At 62.3% G+C, this 21,097-nt stretch carries 10 protein-coding genes and 1 pseudogene; 7 read left to right on the top strand and 4 right to left on the bottom strand.

Going from position 1 to position 21,097, the window contains the following annotated elements:
- Positions 1–138: 138 nt before the first annotated feature.
- On the bottom strand, positions 139–333 hold the full coding sequence (locus ACTOWK_RS21965) for a hypothetical protein (protein WP_441332216.1): 195 nt from the start codon (positions 331–333) through the stop codon (positions 139–141).
- Between the two features lie 223 nt (positions 334–556).
- Between ACTOWK_RS21965 and ACTOWK_RS21960 the strand changes: the two genes are divergently transcribed.
- Positions 557–1,492 carry an ABC transporter ATP-binding protein gene (locus tag ACTOWK_RS21960; RefSeq protein WP_441332215.1) on the top strand — a complete coding sequence of 312 codons (936 nt, stop codon included), beginning with the start codon at positions 557–559 and terminating at the stop codon, positions 1,490–1,492.
- Positions 1,493–1,504: 12 nt separating this feature from the next.
- On the top strand, positions 1,505–5,116 hold the full coding sequence (locus tag ACTOWK_RS21955) for a M1 family aminopeptidase (protein WP_441332214.1): 3,612 nt from the start codon (positions 1,505–1,507) through the stop codon (positions 5,114–5,116).
- 134 nt (positions 5,117–5,250) lie between these two features.
- Here the strand turns inward: ACTOWK_RS21955 and ACTOWK_RS21950 are convergent, their stop codons facing one another.
- On the bottom strand, positions 5,251–5,838 hold the full coding sequence (locus tag ACTOWK_RS21950) for a hypothetical protein (protein ID WP_441332213.1): 588 nt from the start codon (positions 5,836–5,838) through the stop codon (positions 5,251–5,253).
- A 357-nt stretch (positions 5,839–6,195) separates the two neighbouring features.
- Here ACTOWK_RS21950 and ACTOWK_RS21945 point away from each other — a divergent pair, with 357 nt between their 5' ends.
- The gene (locus ACTOWK_RS21945) at positions 6,196–6,774 is read left to right on the top strand and encodes a DUF1579 family protein (protein ID WP_441332212.1); all 579 of its coding nucleotides are present in this window, start codon (positions 6,196–6,198) and stop codon (positions 6,772–6,774) included.
- A 725-nt stretch (positions 6,775–7,499) separates the two neighbouring features.
- Here the strand turns inward: ACTOWK_RS21945 and ACTOWK_RS21940 are convergent.
- Both ACTOWK_RS21940 and ACTOWK_RS21935 read right to left on the bottom strand, forming a co-directional pair.
- Positions 7,500–8,015, bottom strand: a complete 516-nt coding sequence (locus tag ACTOWK_RS21940) for a hypothetical protein (protein WP_441332211.1) — start codon at positions 8,013–8,015, stop codon at positions 7,500–7,502.
- Between the two features lie 57 nt (positions 8,016–8,072).
- Complete coding sequence (locus ACTOWK_RS21935; RefSeq protein WP_441332210.1) at positions 8,073–10,949, bottom strand: hypothetical protein; 2,877 nt, start codon at positions 10,947–10,949, stop codon at positions 8,073–8,075.
- A gap of 1,217 nt (positions 10,950–12,166) precedes the next feature.
- Between ACTOWK_RS21935 and ACTOWK_RS21930 the strand changes: the two genes are divergently transcribed.
- From ACTOWK_RS21930 to ACTOWK_RS21915, 4 genes and pseudogenes are all read left to right on the top strand, one after another.
- Entirely contained in the window at positions 12,167–12,298 is a 132-nt protein-coding gene (locus ACTOWK_RS21930) for a hypothetical protein (RefSeq protein ID WP_441332209.1), read from the top strand.
- A gap of 74 nt (positions 12,299–12,372) precedes the next feature.
- A complete protein-coding gene (locus tag ACTOWK_RS21925; RefSeq protein ID WP_441332208.1) occupies positions 12,373–12,876 on the top strand; it encodes a MepB family protein in 504 nt (167 codons plus the stop codon).
- A 1,816-nt stretch (positions 12,877–14,692) separates the two neighbouring features.
- On the top strand, positions 14,693–19,948 hold the full coding sequence (locus ACTOWK_RS21920; RefSeq protein WP_441332207.1) for a DUF7507 domain-containing protein: 5,256 nt from the start codon (positions 14,693–14,695) through the stop codon (positions 19,946–19,948).
- Positions 19,949–19,965: 17 nt separating this feature from the next.
- Positions 19,966–21,097, top strand: a pseudogene (locus ACTOWK_RS21915) (hypothetical protein); the annotation flags it as partial.

The raw sequence follows: 21,097 nt of genomic DNA, 5'->3' as shown, positions 1-21,097 counted from the left end.
ACCGGCAGGCTCTCATAAGCCACCCCGAGCCCTGTATGAGCTGGTATGGGCCCCCAAGCGCTTGCAGACGCAGGCGCCGACGCCAATAGCTAGTCTCCGCGAAATCGCCGCGGGGCGCGCGGCGCAAATATAGGAATCTCAGACGCCGGATGGGCAGCGGTACGGTCGGCGGTTGCCGACCCGCAGCGGCAACTCGAAGCTGTCCGTTTCGAGCGCGATCCTGCGTTTTGCTCGGTGAGAAGTGTCGCGGGCGGTCGCCCGTGCGGCGCTATAGGTCAGATGCGCCACCGGCGCCAGATTGCATTGCGCGATTAACACGTTCTGCGGCTTCAAGTTCGTTCCACTATTGCGAACGGCCGGTTGTGAATTCTGAAACATCGTCCGGATTCAACAAAATAAGTGCTCTTTTCCGGCTTTTCCTGTTCCTCGCTTGTCGCTCGGCGCTGCTCCTTTTTCGGATCGAGTTCAAACAGTGACGTCTTACACATTGTGGCGCCGCGCCATAGTCGAATAGTTTGCTGACACCACCATGCCTTAGCTCGTGAGGACGGCCCGCATGCTCACTATCCGTAAACTCAGCAAGACCTACGCCAACGGTGTCCATGCGCTCAACGACATCAACCTCGACATTCCCCGCGGAATGTTTGGCCTGCTGGGCCCGAACGGGGCGGGAAAATCCTCGCTAATGCGAACACTCGCGACCCTGCAGGAGGCCGACAGTGGCAGCGTTACGTTGCAGGGGGCCAATGGCGAGGCCATCGACGTGCTGCGAGACAAGGACGCAGTACGTCGGCAGCTGGGTTATCTGCCACAGGATTTCGGCGTGTACCCGAAAGTGAGTGCGGAGGACTTGCTCGAACACTTTGCCGTGCTGAAGGGCTTGGTTCAGCGCAAGCAGCGCCGCGAGGTGGTCGACGGGCTGCTGAAGCAGGTGAACTTGTGGGACGCGCGCAAACGCAAGCTCGGCACCTATTCCGGCGGCATGCGCCAACGCTTCGGTATCGCGCAGGCGCTGTTGGGTAACCCACGCCTCGTCGTCGTCGATGAGCCGACGGCGGGCCTCGATCCGGAGGAGCGCAACCGTTTCCTCAACTTGCTGGCAGAAATTGGCGAGAACGTCGCAGTGATCCTGTCCACGCACATTGTCGAGGATGTCACCGACCTTTGCCCGACGATGGCGATCATGAACAAGGGGCAGGTACTGCTGGCAGGCAAGCCCAACGACGCTATCGCCGCGCTGGCGCAGCAGATCTGGCGCAAGCAGGTGAGCAAGGCCGCGCTGCCGGACTACGAAGCCAACCACACCGTTCTGTCGACCCGTTTGGTCGGTGGCCATCCTGTGATCCATGTGTTCAACGATACGCGTCCTGAGGACGGTTTCGAGCCGGTTGCGCCGGATCTGGAGGACGTGTACTTCCAGCGCCTGCGCATGCAGGCGAAGGGAGACGCATGGCGACAGACGGCCCAGCACGCTGATCCGCTGTCCGCCTGACGGAGCGCACATATGATCCTCGAGTTCTTCAAGTTCGAGCTGCGCGATCAGCTCCGTTCGCCGCTGCTTTGGTTGATTGCGGTCCTGTTTGGTTTGCTGGCGTTCGGTCTGGCCAGTTCCGATGCGGTCCAGATCAGTGGCGGCGTCGGCAACGTGTATCGCAATGCGCCGACGGCGACTGCCACTTTCCTGACTATATTTACCATGCTCGGGATACTGGTGATCACGATATTCATCACCAGCGCTCTGCTGCGCGATTTCGACCAAGGCATCGCCGAGCTGTTCTTCGCAAGCCCGATCCGCAAGCGCGATTATGTGTTTGGCCGCTTGGCGGCGGCGCTGGCGGCGAGCCTGCTGGTATACGCGATGGTCGCGCTAGGCCTGTTCGTCGCCCAGTTCATGCCGTGGATCGATCCGGCACGGCTCGGACCGGTGTCGTTATGGCCGTACTTGTGGGCTTTCGTGTTGTTCGTGATCCCGAACCTGCTGTTCACAGGGGCGCTGCTCGCGCTGTTGGCGGCGGCGACACGTAGCATCCTGTGGGTCTATATCGGTGTGATTGCATTCCTGGTGCTATACGGCGTCAGCGGCGCGTTGCTGAGCGACCTCGACAACGTGTGGCTGGCGACTTTGCTTGAACCGCTCGGTATGCGCGCGCTTTCGCGCACGATCCGCTATTGGTCGGTGGAGGAGCGCAACACCGATCTACCGGCGATCGCCGGCTACATCCTCGGCAACCGTGCGCTTTGGACCGCAATAGCTCTGGCTCTGTTCGCCGCTACGCTCGCCGTGTTCAAGACCGAGCGTAGCGGCACAACGCGCCGGCGCTGGGGGCGCAAGGCGCGAGCTGCCGCGCTCGCGGTCGTGGACAATGCGCCGCAACCGGTGCGCGCGCCGGTGGTGGTAGCGAAGGTCGCGCCAGCGTTCGATGCAGGCACCGCATGGCGGCAGTACCTGCGCCAAGTGAGGTTCGACACCGCCGGCGTGCTGCGCAGCGTTCCGTTCTTGGTGATGTTGGCGCTCGGTTTAGCCAATTTCATTCCGGTGGCGCTGAATCAGCAGACCCTGTACGAGACCGCGATCTATCCGACCACTTCACAGATGCTGTCGGCGTTGCAGAGCAGCTACGGCTTCCTGCTGGTCATCATCGTGCTGTTCTACGCGGGCGAACTGGTGTGGAAGGAGCGCAGCGCGAAGATCGCCGAAGTCACCGATGCAATGCCGGTGCTGAACTGGATGCCGTTGCTGGCTAAGTTCACCACTCTGCTCGCGGTGATCGTCGTGTTCCAGCTGATCGGTGCCGCCGCGTCGGTGCTGATCCAGCTATTCGGGGGTTACACCCAGTTCGAACCGATGCTTTACCTGCAGTCGCTGGCGTTGCATTCGACGACCTTCGTCCTGATGGGGGGGCTGGCGCTAGTGCTGCAGGTGTTCAGCAACAACAAATTCGTGGGCTATGCACTGGTGCTCCTGGTGCTGGTCGCACAGGGCGTGCTGGGCATGCTCGATTACACCCACAACCTATACAGCTTCGCCGGTGCGCCGATGGCGCCGTACTCGGACATGAACGGGTTTGGTCACTTCCTAGCCCCACAATTATGGTTCCAGTCTTACTGGGCACTGTGCCTGCTGTGCCTGTTGCTGTTGGCGGCGGCGTTGTGGGTGCGCGGCGTCGACCAGGGCCGCAAGCAGCGTTGGGCGCTGGCCAAGCAGCGCCTGAAGGGCGGACTCATCGCCACGCTAGCGGTGGCCGCGCTCGCTTTCGCGGCGGTCGGTGGCTTCCTGTTCTGGAACACGAACATCCGTAACGAATTTCGTTCACCCGACCGGCAACTCGATCTGCAGGCCCGCTACGAGCGAGAGTACGCTCGATACAAGGATCTGCCGCAGCCGAAGATCCGGGCGGCGGCGGTCGACATCGACCTGCACCCGGAAACCCAGAGCCTCCGCGCGCACATCACCTATCGGGTGCATAACCCGCATTCGACGACGATCGCCGACATTCATGTCGCCATTCCGGAGGACAAGGCGCTGGTAGCCGTCGATCTTGGTGGCGCCAAGCTGGTCAAGCACGATGCCGAGATCGGCTACCGCATCTATCGGTTGGCGCAGCCGATGAAGCCGGGCAGCCAGCGCGAGATCCGGTTCGATGTGGACTACCATCCGACCGGCATCAGCAACGACGTGGCACAGACCCAGATCGTCGACAATGGCAGCTTCTTCAACAACCACTTGTTCCCGGGCTTCGGTTACGACGAGAGCCGCCAGGTCCAGGACCGCAACGAGCGTCGCAAACGCGGCCTCGGCGAACCGACGCGTATGCCTAAGCTGGAGGACGCGGCCGCGCGCGCCAACAACTTCCTGACCGACGACGCCGACTGGATCGATTTCAAGACCACCATCTGCACCGCACCGGATCAGATTGCGCTGGCGCCGGGTTACCTGCAGAAGACGTTCGAACGCGACGGTCGCCGCTGCTTCAGCTATGCGATGGACCGGCCGATGCTGAACTTCTACGCGTACCTTTCGGCGCGCTGGTCGTTGAAGAAGGGCGAATATCGGGGCGCCGACGGCCGCACCATCCCGATCGAGATCTACTACGATCCAAAACACCCGTACAACGTCGAGCGCATGATCGAAGCGGTGCGCAAGTCGCTGGCATACTACGAGGCCAACTTCAGCCCGTATCAGCACAAGCAGGTGCGGATCATCGAGTTCCCGGGTTACAGCGCATTTGCGCAGAGCTTCGCCAACACAATTCCGTATTCGGAGAATATCGGCTTTATCGCCGATCTGCGCGATAAGGAAGCAATCGATTACGTATTCTACGTAACCGCACACGAAGTCGCGCACCAGTGGTGGGCGCATCAGGTCATTGGCGCCAATGTACAAGGGGCGGCCGTTCTGTCGGAGTCCCTGTCTCAGTACTCGGCATTGATGGCGATGGAGAAGGAATACGGTCGCACCAAGATGCGCCGCTTCCTCAAGTACGAGCTCGATCGTTACTTGTCGGGCCGTGGCGGCGAGGTGCTCGAGGAACTTCCGCTATACCGGGTCGAGAACCAGCAGTACATCTACTACCCGAAGGGCTCGCTGGCGTTCTATCGTCTGCGCGAGGAAGTCGGCGAGGCGGCCTTGAATCGCGCATTACGCAGGTTCCTGCGGGACAAAGGCTACCAGCAACCGCCGTACACCACCTCGGCCGAGTTGATCGACTACATCCGCGCGGAAGCCAAGCCGGAGCAACAAGCATTGATCACCGATCTGTTCGAAAAGATCAGTTTCTACGACAACCGCGTCGAGACCGCGGTGGCCAAAAAGCGCGCCGACGGCAGATACGACGTCACACTCGACCTGTACGCGGCCAAGCGCTACGCCGACGGCAAGGGCAAGGAAACTGTGGGAAAGCTGGACGACTGGATCGAGGTTGGCGTGTTCGCGCGTGGTCCGTCCGGCGAGGAGGTAGACGAAAAGATCTTGTACTTGCAGCGTCTGCGCGTCACTTCCGAGCGTCCCAAGGTGACGGTGGTGGTCGACGCGGAGCCTTATGAGGCTGGATTCGACCCCTATAACAAACTGATCGACCGAGTGTCGTCCGATAACCGAATGCGTGTTGCATTCTAAGATGGCATAACGAGGCGGCCGTGCAAATGTGGCGCGGCCGCTAGAAGTGCGTGGATCATGAAGAGCACTCAGCTCGTCCATCGGCTTGAACCACGCGGGGACAGGCTGCCGCCTGGGTCATATGTTCGCGTGGTTCACTTCATTCCGTCAGGAGCCGCCATTTCGATGAGCGACGTCCCATCCCAGCGGAACTCTTTGGAGGCCATGTTATTCGTTGCCGGTTCTCCGACCTCCCTCTCCGCATAGCTGATCCAGAATTGCGACGGCTGCTCGGGGTCGGCCTTGAAGTACTGAACGGCAATTCTGTCGCCGATGAACACCGCGTTCGTGCCCTGGTAGCCTTGCGGGGTATTCAGCGCCGCTGCGGCGTAGTAGAAGGTCCCGCTGCCGCCGCTGTCCTGGGTCAACAGGAAAACCCGGTCCTTTCGGCCATCGTCGTTGAGATCCATCTCGAACTCGTGCTCGGTGTAGCGCGTCACTTGCTTGGAAGCCGCGCCGGGCACGATGGTTTTCTCGTCGACACCGTCGACCAGCGTGATCAGTTCCCCATCGATCATGTAGGTCGCATTCTTGGCGTCTTTAGCGGGCCGGACGGTGGATGCGGCAGGCGCGGCTTTGGGCGGTGAGTCGGGTGCGACACTTGCGGTCGACGGCTGATCGGGCGCGCAAGCGGCGATGGCGGCGCAAAGAATCAACGGCAAAGTATTGTGGAATCTGGACACGGTTAGTTGCCTTGAGTAACAGTGCCCGAATTGTGGCAGCGTGGGATAGGTACTAGGTTAATGAAGGGCGACTGGAGGGGTGGGGCAGGATCACCGAGCTGCTGTTGTCCATCCAGGAACACGGTGTTGCCGATTCTTGGCTATGCACCGTATCGGTACCGGTCCACCGTCGCTTTTGGAGCGGGCTCATGCCAGAAAGCGATGGAATTAAGGACCTGTGAGCTCAGTTCATTGCATCGAATGAATACGCTGTAGAGCGGGAGGAGCTCACCCGCTTCGAGGTGCCTAGGTGTCGTGTCTCCTGCTCGATCTCCGTAGATGGCGACCGTTAACCTAACTTATGACAATGAGGTTCAAATGAAGCGAAAACTGATTATCTCGGGCATCGTTCTGGCTGCACTGGCCGTTTGCTCGTCTGCAGGCGCTGAAGTCGCCCCGAGCGAGAGCGTCCAAGGCCCAAAAAAGAAGACGGCTGTCGGCCAGCCGCATCGACAACTGGACTATTTCGTCGGGCAATGGAATACGAAGCTCAGCCATGGCGATGCTCCAAGTGATCCAGGTTCTGCCAAGTTCACTATGGAGTTGGGCGGACGCCATCTGCGCCAGCAGTTCGCGGGTCGGATGGGAAAAATGAAGTTCGACAGTACTAGCTACTACAGCTATGACAACCGCAGCAAAAAGTATTCGCACATGTGGATGGAAACTTTCTATTCCGCACCGATCCTGTTTGTCGGCGACTATGATTCGGCAAGTAAGGTCTATACCCTCAAAGGCGAACTGGGAGTCCCGTATCAGTCGTACTCGGCTGAGGATGAGTTCAAGATCAATGAGATAATCCGCATCGTCGATCAGAATAATTTCGTCGTCGAATGGCACGACATAGTCGACGGTAAGTCCGTTCCCGCGATGAAGATCGAGTACGTTCGGGCCAAGTAAGCAAGCACGAAGCGATGGTGCTGCAAGCAACGACGGGTATCCACCGCCGCGGATGAGCGGTAGCCGGCGCTGCCGCGCGATATGCCGGCGCCGGTTGCGCGCGCCGGATAACATTACCAGTCCGCTTGTCTCTTTTATGTTAGAGATGGGCCATGCCGAGTACTGCTATGCCGCCACGTTCGCGGCCGCTATATTTGGCTGATCCCGCAGCGTCGGATCTCGGCGATAGAGACTGTCCCGCTGGTCACTCTCCCGCATTGCTTTTGGAAACCGGCGAAGACGGCCGGAGCAACCGCGATCGATCGATACTTCATCGCGTGGTACAGCGTCGTTATCGAGGCGGAGTTGGCAGCCCTGGATCCGGGGCGATGGGCAGAGACCGTCTACTTTCTCGCTCGAGCGCGTGCTGAGCGAGCCTCGGAAGGTCGCCAGAGGGCATTAGTGGACCAGGTGCCGGATGCAGCCCGGACGGCCTCGCTTGCCGGACACTACGGCATGGCGCTCCTCGTCCCGGAGCGTATCCGGTTGTGTACTTCGGAACCTGAGATCTTCGTTCGGCTGGGCCGAATCAAGGGGTTGGCGCGGATGGTCCAAATAACTCCTGACGATCGGCATGTCAGTCGGCAATGGAAGCGCAGCTGAGCTGCCTATGAAACAAGGGCTCAAATTCATTCTTGGAAATGAACTCGAGCCCGATTCAAACCTGGCGCTTTCTAAACGAGGCGCTATTGCCGGCCCACTGGCTCGCGTTCGACGATCGTGCCGGGCGGGAGTTCGGGGCGGCTCGAACCATCGTCCGTTATCAGCCAGTACCGGCCATCTTTCTGCTTCTCGATTCGGGCCGTGGGGATGTTGTAGCGAGCGCTTTCGCTCGGTGTGGGCGCAATCCTGGGGCCGAACCGCTCCCGGGCCAGATACGCCATGCGTTGCGCTTCCGGCAGTTTCTCCAGGTCCTCCGGCAGGATGACCTGCTCCTCAGACGCACGTTGGGGCGTGTCCGCGCCTTGGTCGACCAAGTGCCTGGTCAGCAGCTCCTTATCCGGCACAGTGAGCCCGGCAGCCTGCTCGCGCGCGTTGTCGGAGTAGTGCTCATCGGGGCGACTAGGCGGAGTCGTCGATCGGCTCACGTCTTGCTCGAACAGCCCTGCAAGCGTTCGCTGCAGGGGATCGGTGACGGCCACGGCCATCGCCCCGAGCAGCGCCGCGAGAACGACGGCCCATAACCACTTTGCCTGCATCATTCGCCAACCTCATAGGTAGGCAGCGCCCCGTTTCCGGGGCGCTGCTTGGGTCCAGGGTTACTCCACGAGCTTGCCCGGGTTTTCTCGTACGTACTGATCCTTGGCGCTGCGCATGTTCTGCGAGAACGTTGCTTCGTTCGCATCGCGCAGGCCGCCGGCGTAGTAGTTGTTCGCCGCGCTGTAGTGCCCGGACCGCTTGAGGTCGTTGATGTAATCGAGCTGGGCGGGATCCTTGTCGATCAGGTGCTTGTAGATGCTGGTGTTGATGTCGTAAATGCAGCCGCCGCGGTTCTTGCAATAGGCGGTATCGTCATAGCGGGCGCCCGCCAGCCAGATGTCCGAGGTCGATTTCGCCGCGACCGTACCTTGGGCAGCGTGCACCAGGAAGGAAACCGGACGGCCGGCCGTCTTGGTGGTGAGGTATCTGCTGTCGGCCAGGCGATCCAGCTCTTCGCTCAGGTAGGTTTGCACGACCTCCGCCAGGCCTTCGGTGATCGAGTCCCTCGGCCAACCGGTATACGAGGCCACGGTGGTGTCGTTCGAGTGCTTCAGGAGCAGGCTCTTGCGATCCAGCTCGTGCGCTGCCTCGTGGCCGAGCTCCCACGGAACGTAGTTGCCGGCGCGGTACGACGGATTGTCGGCATACGCATAGATCCAGAAGCCGCGATCCAATCCTGCCTCCGACCGGTCGGATAACTGGCCGTACGAGGTGCCGCCGGCAAAGGTATTGTTCTGGTGGAACTCGTTGAAGTCGAAGATGCCTTCGACGAAGGGCTCGAAGGTCGTCTGCCAGTTGTATGCGTTCGCATTGATGTAGAAATCGCCGGCGCGATAGCTGTGGCCGTTCTTCTCCGACTCGCTCCAGCGGTTGTTCAACACCTTCTTGTAGAAGTACTCGTGGGCCAGATCGAGCTCCTTGGTGATCCGCTCGCGGATGTAGTCCGACGAGGCCGCGACCAGGTCGCTCGGCTTCTGCGCCCAGATGCGCCAGTTGTAGCCGCCGCGGCTATAGGTGAACTTGACGTCGTAGTAGTAGTCGTCGGCGCTGCTCCGGTCGCGGTAGGGGCGGCACATGCTGTAGAACTGGCAGTTGCCGAGCAGGCCGGTATAGCTCAGGACATAGCTCAGGGCCATCACCATGCCCTTGTGCCGGGTACGTCCCGCTGCGAGTTCATCGCTGACGGCCTGGGTGATCGGCCTGATCCGGCCCTTCCACCAATCCAGTACCCCGGTGTCCTGCAGTGCGGTCTGGTAGCGCGAGGAGAATTGATACGTTCCGTAGGCCTCCATCAGCTCGCGCATCAACGCGGCCTGCGCTCCGCCGGATTGATACGGGCTCTCGGAGAGGATCGCGCTGCGTGCGGTGTCGAAGGCCGTGTTGTAGGTATCGAAGAACGCGGTGCGCAATGCGGGTTCGTTCCTGATCCGAGCGGCCGCGACCTGGCCCTTCGTCGTCCGGCAGTCGTACTTGAACTTGCCGACGCTGACTTCGGACTGGTTGTAAGCGCCTCGGCCGTCGGTGGCCAGTAGGGTTCCGTCGCTGTTCTTGTATACCGGCGAGCCCTGCAGCAGATTGATGTCGAAGGTGCTCAGGGGGTACTCGACGGCATCGATACCGCTGCCGGCGTTGAGCTTGAAGGTCGCCGAGTAGTAGAACTTCCCGTCGCGTACGTCCGATGCCTGCAGATACACCTGCTTCGGCAAGCCGCTCGGATTGGTCCCGTAGGACGTGTTGGTATCGATCTGCTTCTTGTCCTTGGCGTCGTAGTATCCCGACGAGCGGACATTCAAGGTCAGAGGAAAGTACGCGGGGCTGTCGCCGACGGATTTTGGAGTGTAGTTCGGCTTGTACACCACCTCGAATTGCACGGTGTCGCAGTGCGGCGCTACCGCATTGACCTCCACGTTCGGATTCTGATAGCTCTGGTCGTAGGCGCGGTTCGACAGGTTGAAGTACGCCCAATCGCGTGCGGGCAGCACCTGGCGGTAGCCCTTGTCGGTGCCGGTGGAGAACGCAACGTCGACGCGATCGTCGACGCTGGGTAGCGCGCCGGAAGCGGTCATACGCTTGGGGTAGCGCACCTCGGTGGTGAAAGCCTGGGCATTGTTCGCCAGCTTGGTCGAGAGCAGGCTTTGTCGGAGCGTCCTCATCAGATACCCAGGCAGCCGGTTCATGAACGCGTTCGCATTGAGATACTCGTGCGCCCTGTGTCCCGGTGCGTTGGCCGGGACGAACAAGGACACGTAGTTGTTCATGTACTTCAGGCGATCGATCACCGCCTTCGTGGTGGTGATCAGATAGTCCTTGCGCGCATTGTCGTAAGGCAGGGTATCGGCGCCGTCGGCGAACAGCAGGGCGATGTTGCGGACCAGCTCGCTGTTGGTCGCGGTAGGGAAGTTCGCCGGGGTGTCGCTGTTGAACGCATAGATGTACTTGTTCGGTTCGCCCGAGCCGTAGACCAACGCGTCCATGGCGAGCTGGATCTTCTCGATCAGCCAACTCGGCTGACCGGAAATCGGCCGGTCGATCGGTTGATTGACCAGGCCCATGCGCAGGAACGCGACCAGGCTGTTGAGTTCGTTGAGTTTCGAGTTGAAGGCATCGGGGTCGCTCTTCAGGCCAGGAAGTTCCTTGGCCTTGACGGCGATGGCGTCAGCCACCCAGTACATGTGGTCGGCCGTATAGACATCGCTCGCCGAGACCTGCCCTGCGGCCATGCCCACGTTCGCGTTGATGCAAACGAGCCCGCCGCTGAAGTTCATCTGCGCCACCTTGGCGGCGAAGTTGGCGTCATTCCAGAACTTGGATACGTTGTTCTCCGGTCGACTACAACTGTCGTCGCGCGGATTGCTTATCGGTGCCGCCATCGATACCGCCGGCACGGCGCTTACTGCCATCAGCAGCAGCGCCAATGAACCATTTTTCGCTCGCATGATCGAACCCCTGTTGGTGAGATCGGCCGGAGACGGGCTGATCCCGGATACGTTTAGAAACGTTCTTTGGACACATGCAGTCGCTGGATTACCCCGTTTCGGAGGCCTCCCGAAAGGCGTATCCCGGCCGGTCCCGATGTCGCGACGACGCATTCCAGGCGCACACAAGCGTCGGCCGGCGGATGCGGCCCGATTCCAAAGCTTGGTTGCGCACTCAGGCGCTATGCGAAGGCGCAGTCCATCGACACTCCGTTCCCGGGAGCGGTGTTCTGCTCCCGGACGTTTGAGCCCGATGCATTAGGACAGAGTCTTGTCCAAAATCGTATACGGAATACTCTTAGCTGCACTGCAGCAGTGACGGCCTTGCCGATCCCGGCCCGCGGCGGATTCGAGGCGGCGTTCGCACGGGAGGTGCCTGTGTACGGAATCCGGGACGCAGTACGGCTGAAGAGCCGTTGTTGATCGACAGCCGAGAGTGATTCGTCTCGCTTGCCGCTTGTGGCCTGTCGATCGGGCGATGCAGGTCGAGCGCCGCAATGGCGTGCCTACGAACCTATCGGAATGGGCGCTTCAGCCGGGGCCGAACCCACAAACGTTCTCCGCGGGTATCGCGAGGCAAACTCCCCGCAGTCGCCGACGCCAAGACGCCTCAAGAGCCGATGGTGGATTCGAGTTTCGCGAGGCGGTCTATGGATGCTGTCGAGGAGGCTGAGGCAGGCGCTTGAATCGCAGCCGTGCCAGGCCGCCTCTGCCTGTTGTCGGGCCCTGCCTGAGCCTTGAGCGATGCATCTCGAATGATGCCGCTCGAACGACGTGTTGATCGGGCCTGCAGCGCCGATATGAGCGGCTGGCCGGTAGGCATACGCTTGGTTGCGCTGGAACGACGGGTGCGGAGTCTTCGGCTATGGCTGCCTAGGGGAGTAAAGGCCTCTTCGATCCGATCCGATCCGGTTGCGAGTCCATCCGTCCGCCATCTCGCCGGGAATGCAGCTTCGATTGTCGATCAAGGTGGCTGCCGACGACATAGGGAAAATTCTTAGCTGCCCAACGCGGCCTGCACTGAGCGATACTCGGCTTGCTGCAATCGTCGCAGCGAGCCGTGCGGGCATTCCGGACGCAACTGGCGAGGCACGCGTTACGTATGCTGCATCCACCGCGGCGGCGACCGCGTGAGTCGATTGCGCGCAGAGCGACAGCCGAGAACGTGGATGTGATTCATGGAATCGGCCATCTATCCACTTGTCGAATGCCGATCTCTGATCGTGTATCCGTTATCGATGGCGGCGATCGATCGCCAATCGCCGATCACGTTGAGGGGCGCCATCGGCGGCGGGCACCTTGCCATTTAAACCATTGGCATGCGAGATGCCCGGACTGCCGGGCATGCGGCCAACGGATCAGTCGTTCTAGAGAAGGAGGTTTCATGCATAGCGATTTGGCTGCCGCGAAAGCGCTCGTCTACGATCCGGGTCGGTACGAGCTGACCGAATTTCGTTTGGAGGCCGAGAGTTCGGAGTATGCCGCTTGCAGGTTCAAGCTCGACGGGGTTTCGGTTTGCTTTCGCGTTGCGAAGACGACGCCAGTGAAGACCGGACAATTCGTGACTCTATGGAAGCGCGTCGGGGCTGGTCCGATCCAGCCTTTCGATGGGTCGGATGACATCGACTGCTATGTCGTCAGTGCTCGCTGTCGTTCCGGCTTCGGGCAGTTCGTGTTTCCGAAGCGGGTGTTGAGCGAGCGAGGCGTACTGTCGAGGAACGGCAAGGGCGGCAAGCGCGCGATACGCGTCTACCCGCCTTGGGACGCGACCACGAGCGAGCAAGCCCGGGCGACGCAAGCTTGGCAGTTGCGGTACTTCATGGAGATAGGGGGAGACGTTCCGTTCGATCATGATCGTTGTCGAACGCTCTATGCGCCCGGCAAATAGCCGGCGGATATCGCCGGGTCGATGGATCCCGAGGGGGCACTCCGGTGGAACTTTCGGCAATGCAGCAAGCCGCGCCACTTCTGTCTTGCTCTTGTTCCCGTGCTGAGTAATCGGCTCGCAGGTGCGTTGCGGTTCCGATGGTCGGTGCTTCGCGCCCGTCCTCATCGAAGCGGCTGAAGGAGTTCGGGAGTCCACGTTTAGCAATCGCTCGTTCGTGCGCTGCGGTCGAGTGCTGCGTCGGTTGAGCGTGCGGCGACCAAGTCGCTCACCGTGCCTGAAGCGAACACCAGGCGTGCAGTCGATGCAACTACGAGCAGGCACTCGATGTGCTCGGCGAGTCGCTATGGCGGCCTGGGCGGCACAGCGGAACAGCTGGCCAACGTCAATGGCGCGAGCCTGGACGCACCCGCGTCGACCGTGGCCTCCCTGGGGCGTCTAAGACTTTTCTTAGTCCCTCCAATTGGAACTAAGACATTTCCCTATATCAATCCCGGCGGATCTGACGAAAATGTGCCTCCATGAGACCTATGTCACATAATTTTTGGACTTAATTGGCATTGGTCTCGGGGCATAGCTGGCCGAGCTTGGGGACATGCAGTCGGGTGTATTGGCCGGCTGCAGGTATTCGGGATTGAGAGCGGTGAAAAGTGGTGAGTGAAAATTTACTTAAAGCACACGACTATCCGATCGCGGCACTGTGGCTTCCTCATTCGATGTGAACGCTCCTGTCCAAGGGAGCGCGCGCTCGTCTGAGGTGTGGGCGAAATTCCGATCATGAATCTCTAGGCCGTAGCGGCCCGGAGGTTGAACGGCATCTGTTTTCCGGTTGACGAATAGCGCTGTGCCGGCAGCTGAATAATCAAATGGGCGGCGAGAAATGAATATCTCTGGGCTAAGAATGGATCGAGCTGTTAACAGGTTGAGGGGCATGCTTTACGCGCCTCTTAGGTCGCTGTTGCGGCAGCGCGTGGCCGCTTCGGAGCGAAGCTGGCGACAAGGGCTCGTGTGGAGCATCCTGTTGCTGGCGCAGTTCGCGGCCGGCCAGGCGCTGGCCCAGGAGAATTTCTGCGCGGTGGTCGGTGGAGAACGCGCGATCTATGCGCTCGATGGGGGCGGTGGCGGCACCGTTACCATTAAAAAGTTCTTCCCGAACGGTACCGAATCGACCGTTTTTACTATCGCGGACCCCGGTTCTGTTGGCAGCGGGTCCAATGGGCTAATGGTCGATATGGCGGCCAATGCCGGGGTCGGGCGTTTGTTGTATGTCAATAGAGACTCCCCCGCAGTCGGGCAAGTTCAGCTCAGGGCTATAGATCCCAACGGCACCGTATACGATGCGGCGCCGGCGTTTAATGACAGCTCGGATATCACTCGAGGGGCCTGGGCGCCTTCGGGCATTGGATATCTTTCGTCCGGTAGCAGCCCGCTACGACTGATTCCGGTCACCCCCAGCGGTGCGACCAACTATACGGTCGGTGCAGTGATCACGCTTGTCCCCGACTTTCCACCCGAGGGGGGCGGTACCGGAGATCTGATATTTTCCGGCCCCGACTCGGGCATGGTCGCTATCGGCAAGGATTTCTACTCCTTCGATATCAGCGCGGGAACTTTGACGCGCCTCACTCGGCCGGTGTTGGCCGATGGCTCGCCGAACCTGCTTCAGTGGAATGCTCTGGCGGCCACCAGCGACTCCGTGTACGTATCTAACAGCACAGGTCACTATTTCTATAACCGTACGACGGGTCGCTATAGCCCAGCGATTGGGGGGGGGAATATTAATGACTCGGCCTCCTGCGCGGTGCCCGCCAATTTCCCGTTGACACCGAATATCACCGGCTTGGTGAAGACGCTCGCCTTGGTCAATGACGTGGCCTATGTCACGGGCCAGCCGATCAAGGCCGGGGACAAGCTGACCTACCGCCTGACCTTCCGTAACGAAGGCGGCGATGCGGGTACCGTCTATGCCAATAACGTGGACGAAACCGTCCCGCCGAATACGGTGGCCGATCCCGCACCGGCGCCTGGGTCCGGGCCTGGGCAGCGCGACGATCCAGACAGCCATTTGCCGAATCGGCAGCATTTCGACTGCTCGACTACGCCTTGCCGCAATTGGCGCGCACTGACCGTCCCGGCGAACAATACGGCGTCTATGGATTTCATCGTTCGGGTCGTCAATCCGCTGCCCGCGGGCACTAATCAGATACTCAATAATGTGGCGGCTACCATCGGCAGGTTGCCGAACGGTACCGGCGGTACGCCTATCGATTGCGCAGCAGCTGGCAACGACTGCACCGAAGTTACCCCGATCATCAACGTCGTGAAGACGCTGGTGACCGGCGGCCCGACGGCTGCCGCCGGCGAGACTCTCGTCTATCAGATCCAGCTGACCAACAACGGCACGACGCCCGCCACGATCCCAGTCGGCGGCGTCACCGAGATCGTGCCGACGGCAACCACCGCGGCAGCCGGCGACAGCTTCAGCTGTGCAGTCGGTGCGCCGGCGACCTCTGTTTGCACCAACACGGCCGCAGTGACGGTCGCGGCAGGCGGTGGTACGCAGAATTTGACCTTCCGGGTGACGGTGGACAATCCGCTTTCCGCGGGTACTCAGAACATCGCCAATACGGTCGCTCTCCCGCAGTTCGTCGATTGCGCATCCCCGGGCAACGACTGCTCCGAGACGACGCCGACCTCTCAGGCGTCGCTGACCCTGGTCAAGACGGTGACCAACGACAACGGCGGCACCGCGACGATCGCCAACTTCCCGCTGGCCGCGGCCGGCCCGACGCCGATCGCCGGCGTCAGCGGCTCGGCGACGGTGACCAACGCGTCGGTCGCCCCGGGCGTGTATGCCTTGAGCGAAACGACGGTAACGGGTTACACCGCCGGCGCCTGGAGCTGCACCGGTGGCTCGTTGTCGGGTAGTAATCTGACCTTGGCCGATGGCGATGTCGCGACCTGCACCATCAACAACAACGACCAGGCCGCGGCCTTGACCCTGGTCAAGACGGTGACCAACGACAACGGCGGTACCGCGGTTGCGACGGCATGGACGCTGCAGGCGGCTGGCCCGACCAACATAAGCGGTGCCACCGGTGCCGCGGCTGTCACCAATGCCCCGGTCAGCTCGGGCAACTACACCCTCTCCGAAACCGGCGGTCCGAGCGGCTATACCGCCAGCACCTACAGCTGTGTCATCAATGGCGGCGCAGCGGTCGTCTCCAACAACCTGACGCTCGCCGTCGGCGATACCGCCACCTGCACCATCAACAACAACGACCAGGCCGCGACCTTGACCCTGGTCAAGACGGTGACCAACGACAACGGCGGTACCTCGACGGTGGTGAATTTCCCGCTGGCCGCGGCTGGTCCGACCCCGATCAGCGGTGTCAGCGGAACGGCGGCGGTGACCAATGCGTCGGTCAGCGCGGGCACTTACGCCCTGAGTGAAACCAATGTTGCCGGTTACACCGCCGGCCCGTGGGGCTGCACAGCAGGCACGTTGTCGGGCAGCAGCCTGACCCTGGCCAGCGGTGTTTCGGCGACCTGCACCATCGTCAACGACGACGTGCCTCCGCCGACCCAGACGATCGTCAAGGCAGTAACCGCCAATGCCGACCAGGACGGTACCGGCACGGTGACCTTGGGCGACACGTTGACTTACACGATCAGGGTGACCAACACCAGCACGACCACGAATCTCGACAATGTGGTCATCAGCGACTCCAAGATCACCCCGACGGGCGGCACCACGCCGTGCGCGAGCGTAGCGCCGGGCGGCATCTGCACCCTGATCGGCAGCTACACGGTGGTGGCAGCGGACGTGACCGCGGGCAACATCGTCAACACCGCGACCTCGACCAGTTCGATCTGCCCGGTGGGCAGTACCGCCCCGACCTGCACCACGACGCTGAACACGCCGGTCTCGTCGCTGAGCCAGGGCCTGACCAAGACGGTTACCGCGAATGCCGACGAGGACGGCTCGGGTACGGTGTCGGTGGGCGACACCCTGACCTACGCGGTCACGATGACCAACACCAGCACCACTTCGACCCTGACCAACGTGGTGGTGAGCGACAACAAGATCACCCCGAGCAGCATCACCTGCGCCACGGTGGCGCCGGGTGACGACTGCGTGCTGAGCGGTACCTACGTGGTGACGGCCACCGACGCGAGCACGGGTTCGATCGTCAACACCGCGACCGTGACCAGCCCGGTCTGCCCGGCGGGCAGCACCGACCCTGGCTGCACCACGACGGTCACCACGCCGGTGCCGCCGCGTAGCCAGACCCTGGTCAAGGCACTGACGAATAATGCCGACGAAGATGGTTCTGGCACGGTGTCGCTGGGCGACACGCTGACCTACACGGTCACGATGACCAACACCAGCGCCAGCGGCAACCTGAGCAACGTGGTGGTGAGCGACAGCAAGATCGCCCCGAGCACGATCACCTGCGCCACGGTTGCGCCGAGCCTGACCTGCGTGCTGACCGGCACCTACGTGGTGACGGTGGCCGACGTGACCGCCGGCAACATCGTCAACACCGCAACCTCGACCAGCCCGGTCTGCCCGGTGGGCAGCACCGACCCGGCCTGCACCACCACGGTGACCACGCCGGTGGCCTCGCTGAGCCAGACCCTGGTCAAGGCGCTGACCGGCAATGCCGATGAGGACCGCTCGGGCACGGTGTCGCTGGGCGACACGCTGACCTACACGGTCACGGTGACCAACACCAGCACCGGCGGCAACCTGAACAACGTGGTGGTGAACGACAACAAGATCACTCCGAACAGCATTACCTGCGCCACCATGGCGCCCGGCGCGATCTGCGTGTTGACCGGCACCTACGTGGTGACGGCGGCCGACGTGACCGCCGGCAATATCGTCAACACCGCGACCTCGACCAGCCCGGTCTGTGCGGTGGGCAGCACCGCTGCATCCTGCACGGCCACCGTCAACACGCCGGTGATTCCTGCCTCGGTGCGTTACGCGAAGGCGGTGAATACTGCGGGTCCGGTGGTCGTGGGCGACACGATCACCTACACCCTCAGCACCACGATCAGCGGTGGCAAGACCTTGGGCGTGACCACCCTGACCGATACCCTCGGTACGGGTCTGGACTTCGGCGCGGTGACCGGTGCGGCCGGCTACAGCTGCAACGCGGCCAACCCGCTGGTGTGCACCTTGCCGGCCGGTACGGTGCCGGGCACCTACACGGTGAGCTACACCGCGAAGGTCAACGAGCAGGCCTTGGAGACGGTCAACAACACCGTGGTCGGCACCGGTACGGACAACCCGACCTGCCAAGGCAACTGCACCACCAGCACTCCGGTGACGCTGGCGCAGACCCTGCGCGTGATCAAGCAGGCCTCGCCGCGCGATGTGAAGATTGGCGACCTGGTCCGCTACACGGTCACGGTCGAGAACACCGGTACCGGCGACGCGGTCGACGCGACCCTGGTCGACACGCCGCCTGCGGGCTTCAGCTTCGTCGACGGTTCGCTGGCGGTCGCAGACCGCGACGGCGTCGGTCGCCTGGTCGGTACCTATCCGATCCAGGTCGACCAGGTCGACATCGCCGCCGGTGAGCGTGCGACGTTCACCTACCTGCTGCGGGTCGGCGCCGGCGTACGCGCGGGCATCCACTCCAACAGCGCATTGATGCGCGACAACGGCCAGATCGTCTCGAACGTGGCCACCGCCGAAGTGCAGTTGATTGCGGATCCGTTGCTCGACCACGCCCTGATCCTGGGTACCGTGTTCGACGACCGCGACAGCGACGGTTGGCAGGACAGCGCGGCGATCGACGACGCGCGGGTCCAGGGCGGTTTCGCTGCCGAGGCTTACGTGCCGAACTCGACCACGGTCGACCGTGGCAACGGTCCGAAGGCGGAACCGGACGCGAGCTCGCCGATGCTGCACGGCATCGTGTTGGGCAGCATCTCGGCCCGTCAGTCCGACGCCGATCCGGTCGACGCGCACCGCGTGGTGATCAGCCAGCGTCTGAAGGAGTTGAGCTTCACCGACGACTTCGCGCTGACCACTAAACAGGGCGTGACGGTGCGGATGGATGCGGCCGGTACCACCCGGATCGAGCGCAGCGGCGACGCGGCCAAGAACCTGAGCGGCGCGGCACCGACAGTGGAACGTCGGGTCAGCCCGACCGAGGGCGGCTACCTGGTCGACTACATCGTGCGCAACACCGGCGTCGACGAACGCGGTATCCCGGGCGTGCGCATCGCCTCGATCGAGGGCTTGTTGATGGAGACCGACCAGTACGGCCGCTATCACCTCGAGGGCGTGGACGTGGGCACTTTGGAACGCGGCCGCAACTTCATCCTCAAGGTCGATCCGTCGACCCTGCCGCCGGGCAGCGTGTTCACCACCGACAACCCGCTGACGCGTCGCGTCACCCCGGGCCTGCCGGTCCGCTTCGACTGGGGCGTCAAGCTGCCGGCCGGGCTGATCGAAGGCGGTGAGAAGCAGGTCGAGATGGAACTGGGCGAAGTGTTCTTCGCCCCGGGCAGCGCCGAGGTGCGTGCGTCGTATCTGCCGGCGATCGAGAAGATGGCCGAGAAGATCAAGCAGCATCGCGGCGGCGAAGTGGTGATCAGCGCCAACGGCGATAGCGAGTCGCTGGCGTTCGATCGGGCTTCGGCGGTCAAGGCCGAGTTGGTCAAGCAATTGCCGGCCGACCTGCTGCAGGCGCTGAAGGTCAGCGTCCGCGGCAACGCCGACGACCCGGGTTCGCTGATCGTCGGTCTGGGCGAAGGCGGTGCGCTGCTCGGTACGGTGTTGTTCGACACCGACAAGTCGAACATCAAGCCGCAGTTCGAGCCGTTGCTGGATAAGGTCGCGGCTGCGCTGGAGCGCATGCACGGCGGCGTCATCGCGATCGTCGGCCACACCGATGTCCGCGCTTCGTACCAATACAACACTGCGCTCGGCATGCGACGCGCCAAGGCCGTCTACGACGCGTTGGCCCAGCGACTGAGCCCCGAAGTGCGCGCCAAGGTGCGAGTCGAGTCGAGTAACGATCCGACCGCCCCTGTCGACGTGAAGCGGAATTGAGGGGGCGGATCATGAACATGAAGACGAAAATGAAACTGCTGGACTACACCCTGATCGGCCTGTTGGCGGGCGCAGCCCCGTTGGCGGCTGCGCAGCAGCCCATACAAACGGCCGCAGCTCAGTCCGATACGGGCCGGTCCGATGCGAGCGAGCCCGAAGGCGTCGCCGAAGCGATGAAGTGCACGGAAGCAGCGTGCAGCGGCGAAGATGGCCTGCTGTTCAAGCTGCGTACGCGCAGCTACAGCAAGCCGGTCACCGAGGGCACGACGGCGAAATCGTCGTCGGAAGCCCTGCAGCCGGACCGCCGCGTGTCGGTGGCGCTGGAGCAGCCGGGCAAGGCGGTGGCGGTCGGCAAGTGGTCGGTCAGCCTGCCCAACGGCGGGGTGATCTGGGCGACCGAGGACCCCACCCTCGGCCGGCCGGAGATGAACGTCAGCGGCACCAGCCTGGTGTCCTTCGACGGGACTAAGGTGCTCAAGCCGGTGCGCTTCTACGCGTACAACAACTATGCCTCGTTCATCCAGCGCGCCGAAGTGTTGATCTACCGCGCCAGCGACACCGACCTGGTCGATCCGCTGGCCAAGGTCGAGCTGCCGGTGGGCGCGATCAGCGAGGCCGAATGGGACGGCACCCTGCCGGCCGGTTACGAAGCGCGTGCCGGCGACGAACTGCTGTACCTGGTGCGGGCCTACGGCGCCGACGGCAGCGTCGACGAGACCTATCCGCAACGCATGCAACTGGTGCGGCCGGAAGAAGCCGAACGCGGCCTGCAGACCATGCGCAACGCCATGGAGCGCAAGCAGGGCACCTCGCTCGGCGTCGAAGAGGCGCAACGCAACAGCCTGACCGAAGCGGTGTTCGGCAGCAGCACCCTGCGCCAGCAGAACATCGGCATCTACGGCTCGCGCATCCGCATCCAGGGCCGCAACATTCCCGAGAACTACTCGGTCACCATCAACGGGCGCAATTTCCCGGTCGACCTGGAACGCAAGCTGGTCGCCGAATACCTCGAGCCGATCGGCCGCCACGAGTACGACCTGCGCCTGAAGGGCGAGGGCGGCGAGATCGAGCACACGCTCGACATCGACGTCAGCGGGCGCTACATGTTCGCCGTCGCGATCGCCGATGTGACCGCGTCCAAGGGCAGCA

The sequence above is a fragment of the Lysobacter sp. CA196 genome (genome assembly GCF_052078695.1).
Taxonomy (GTDB): domain Bacteria; phylum Pseudomonadota; class Gammaproteobacteria; order Xanthomonadales; family Xanthomonadaceae; genus Lysobacter.
Note: the sequence above shows the minus strand (reverse complement) of the source record. Positions and strands in the feature narration are given on the sequence as shown.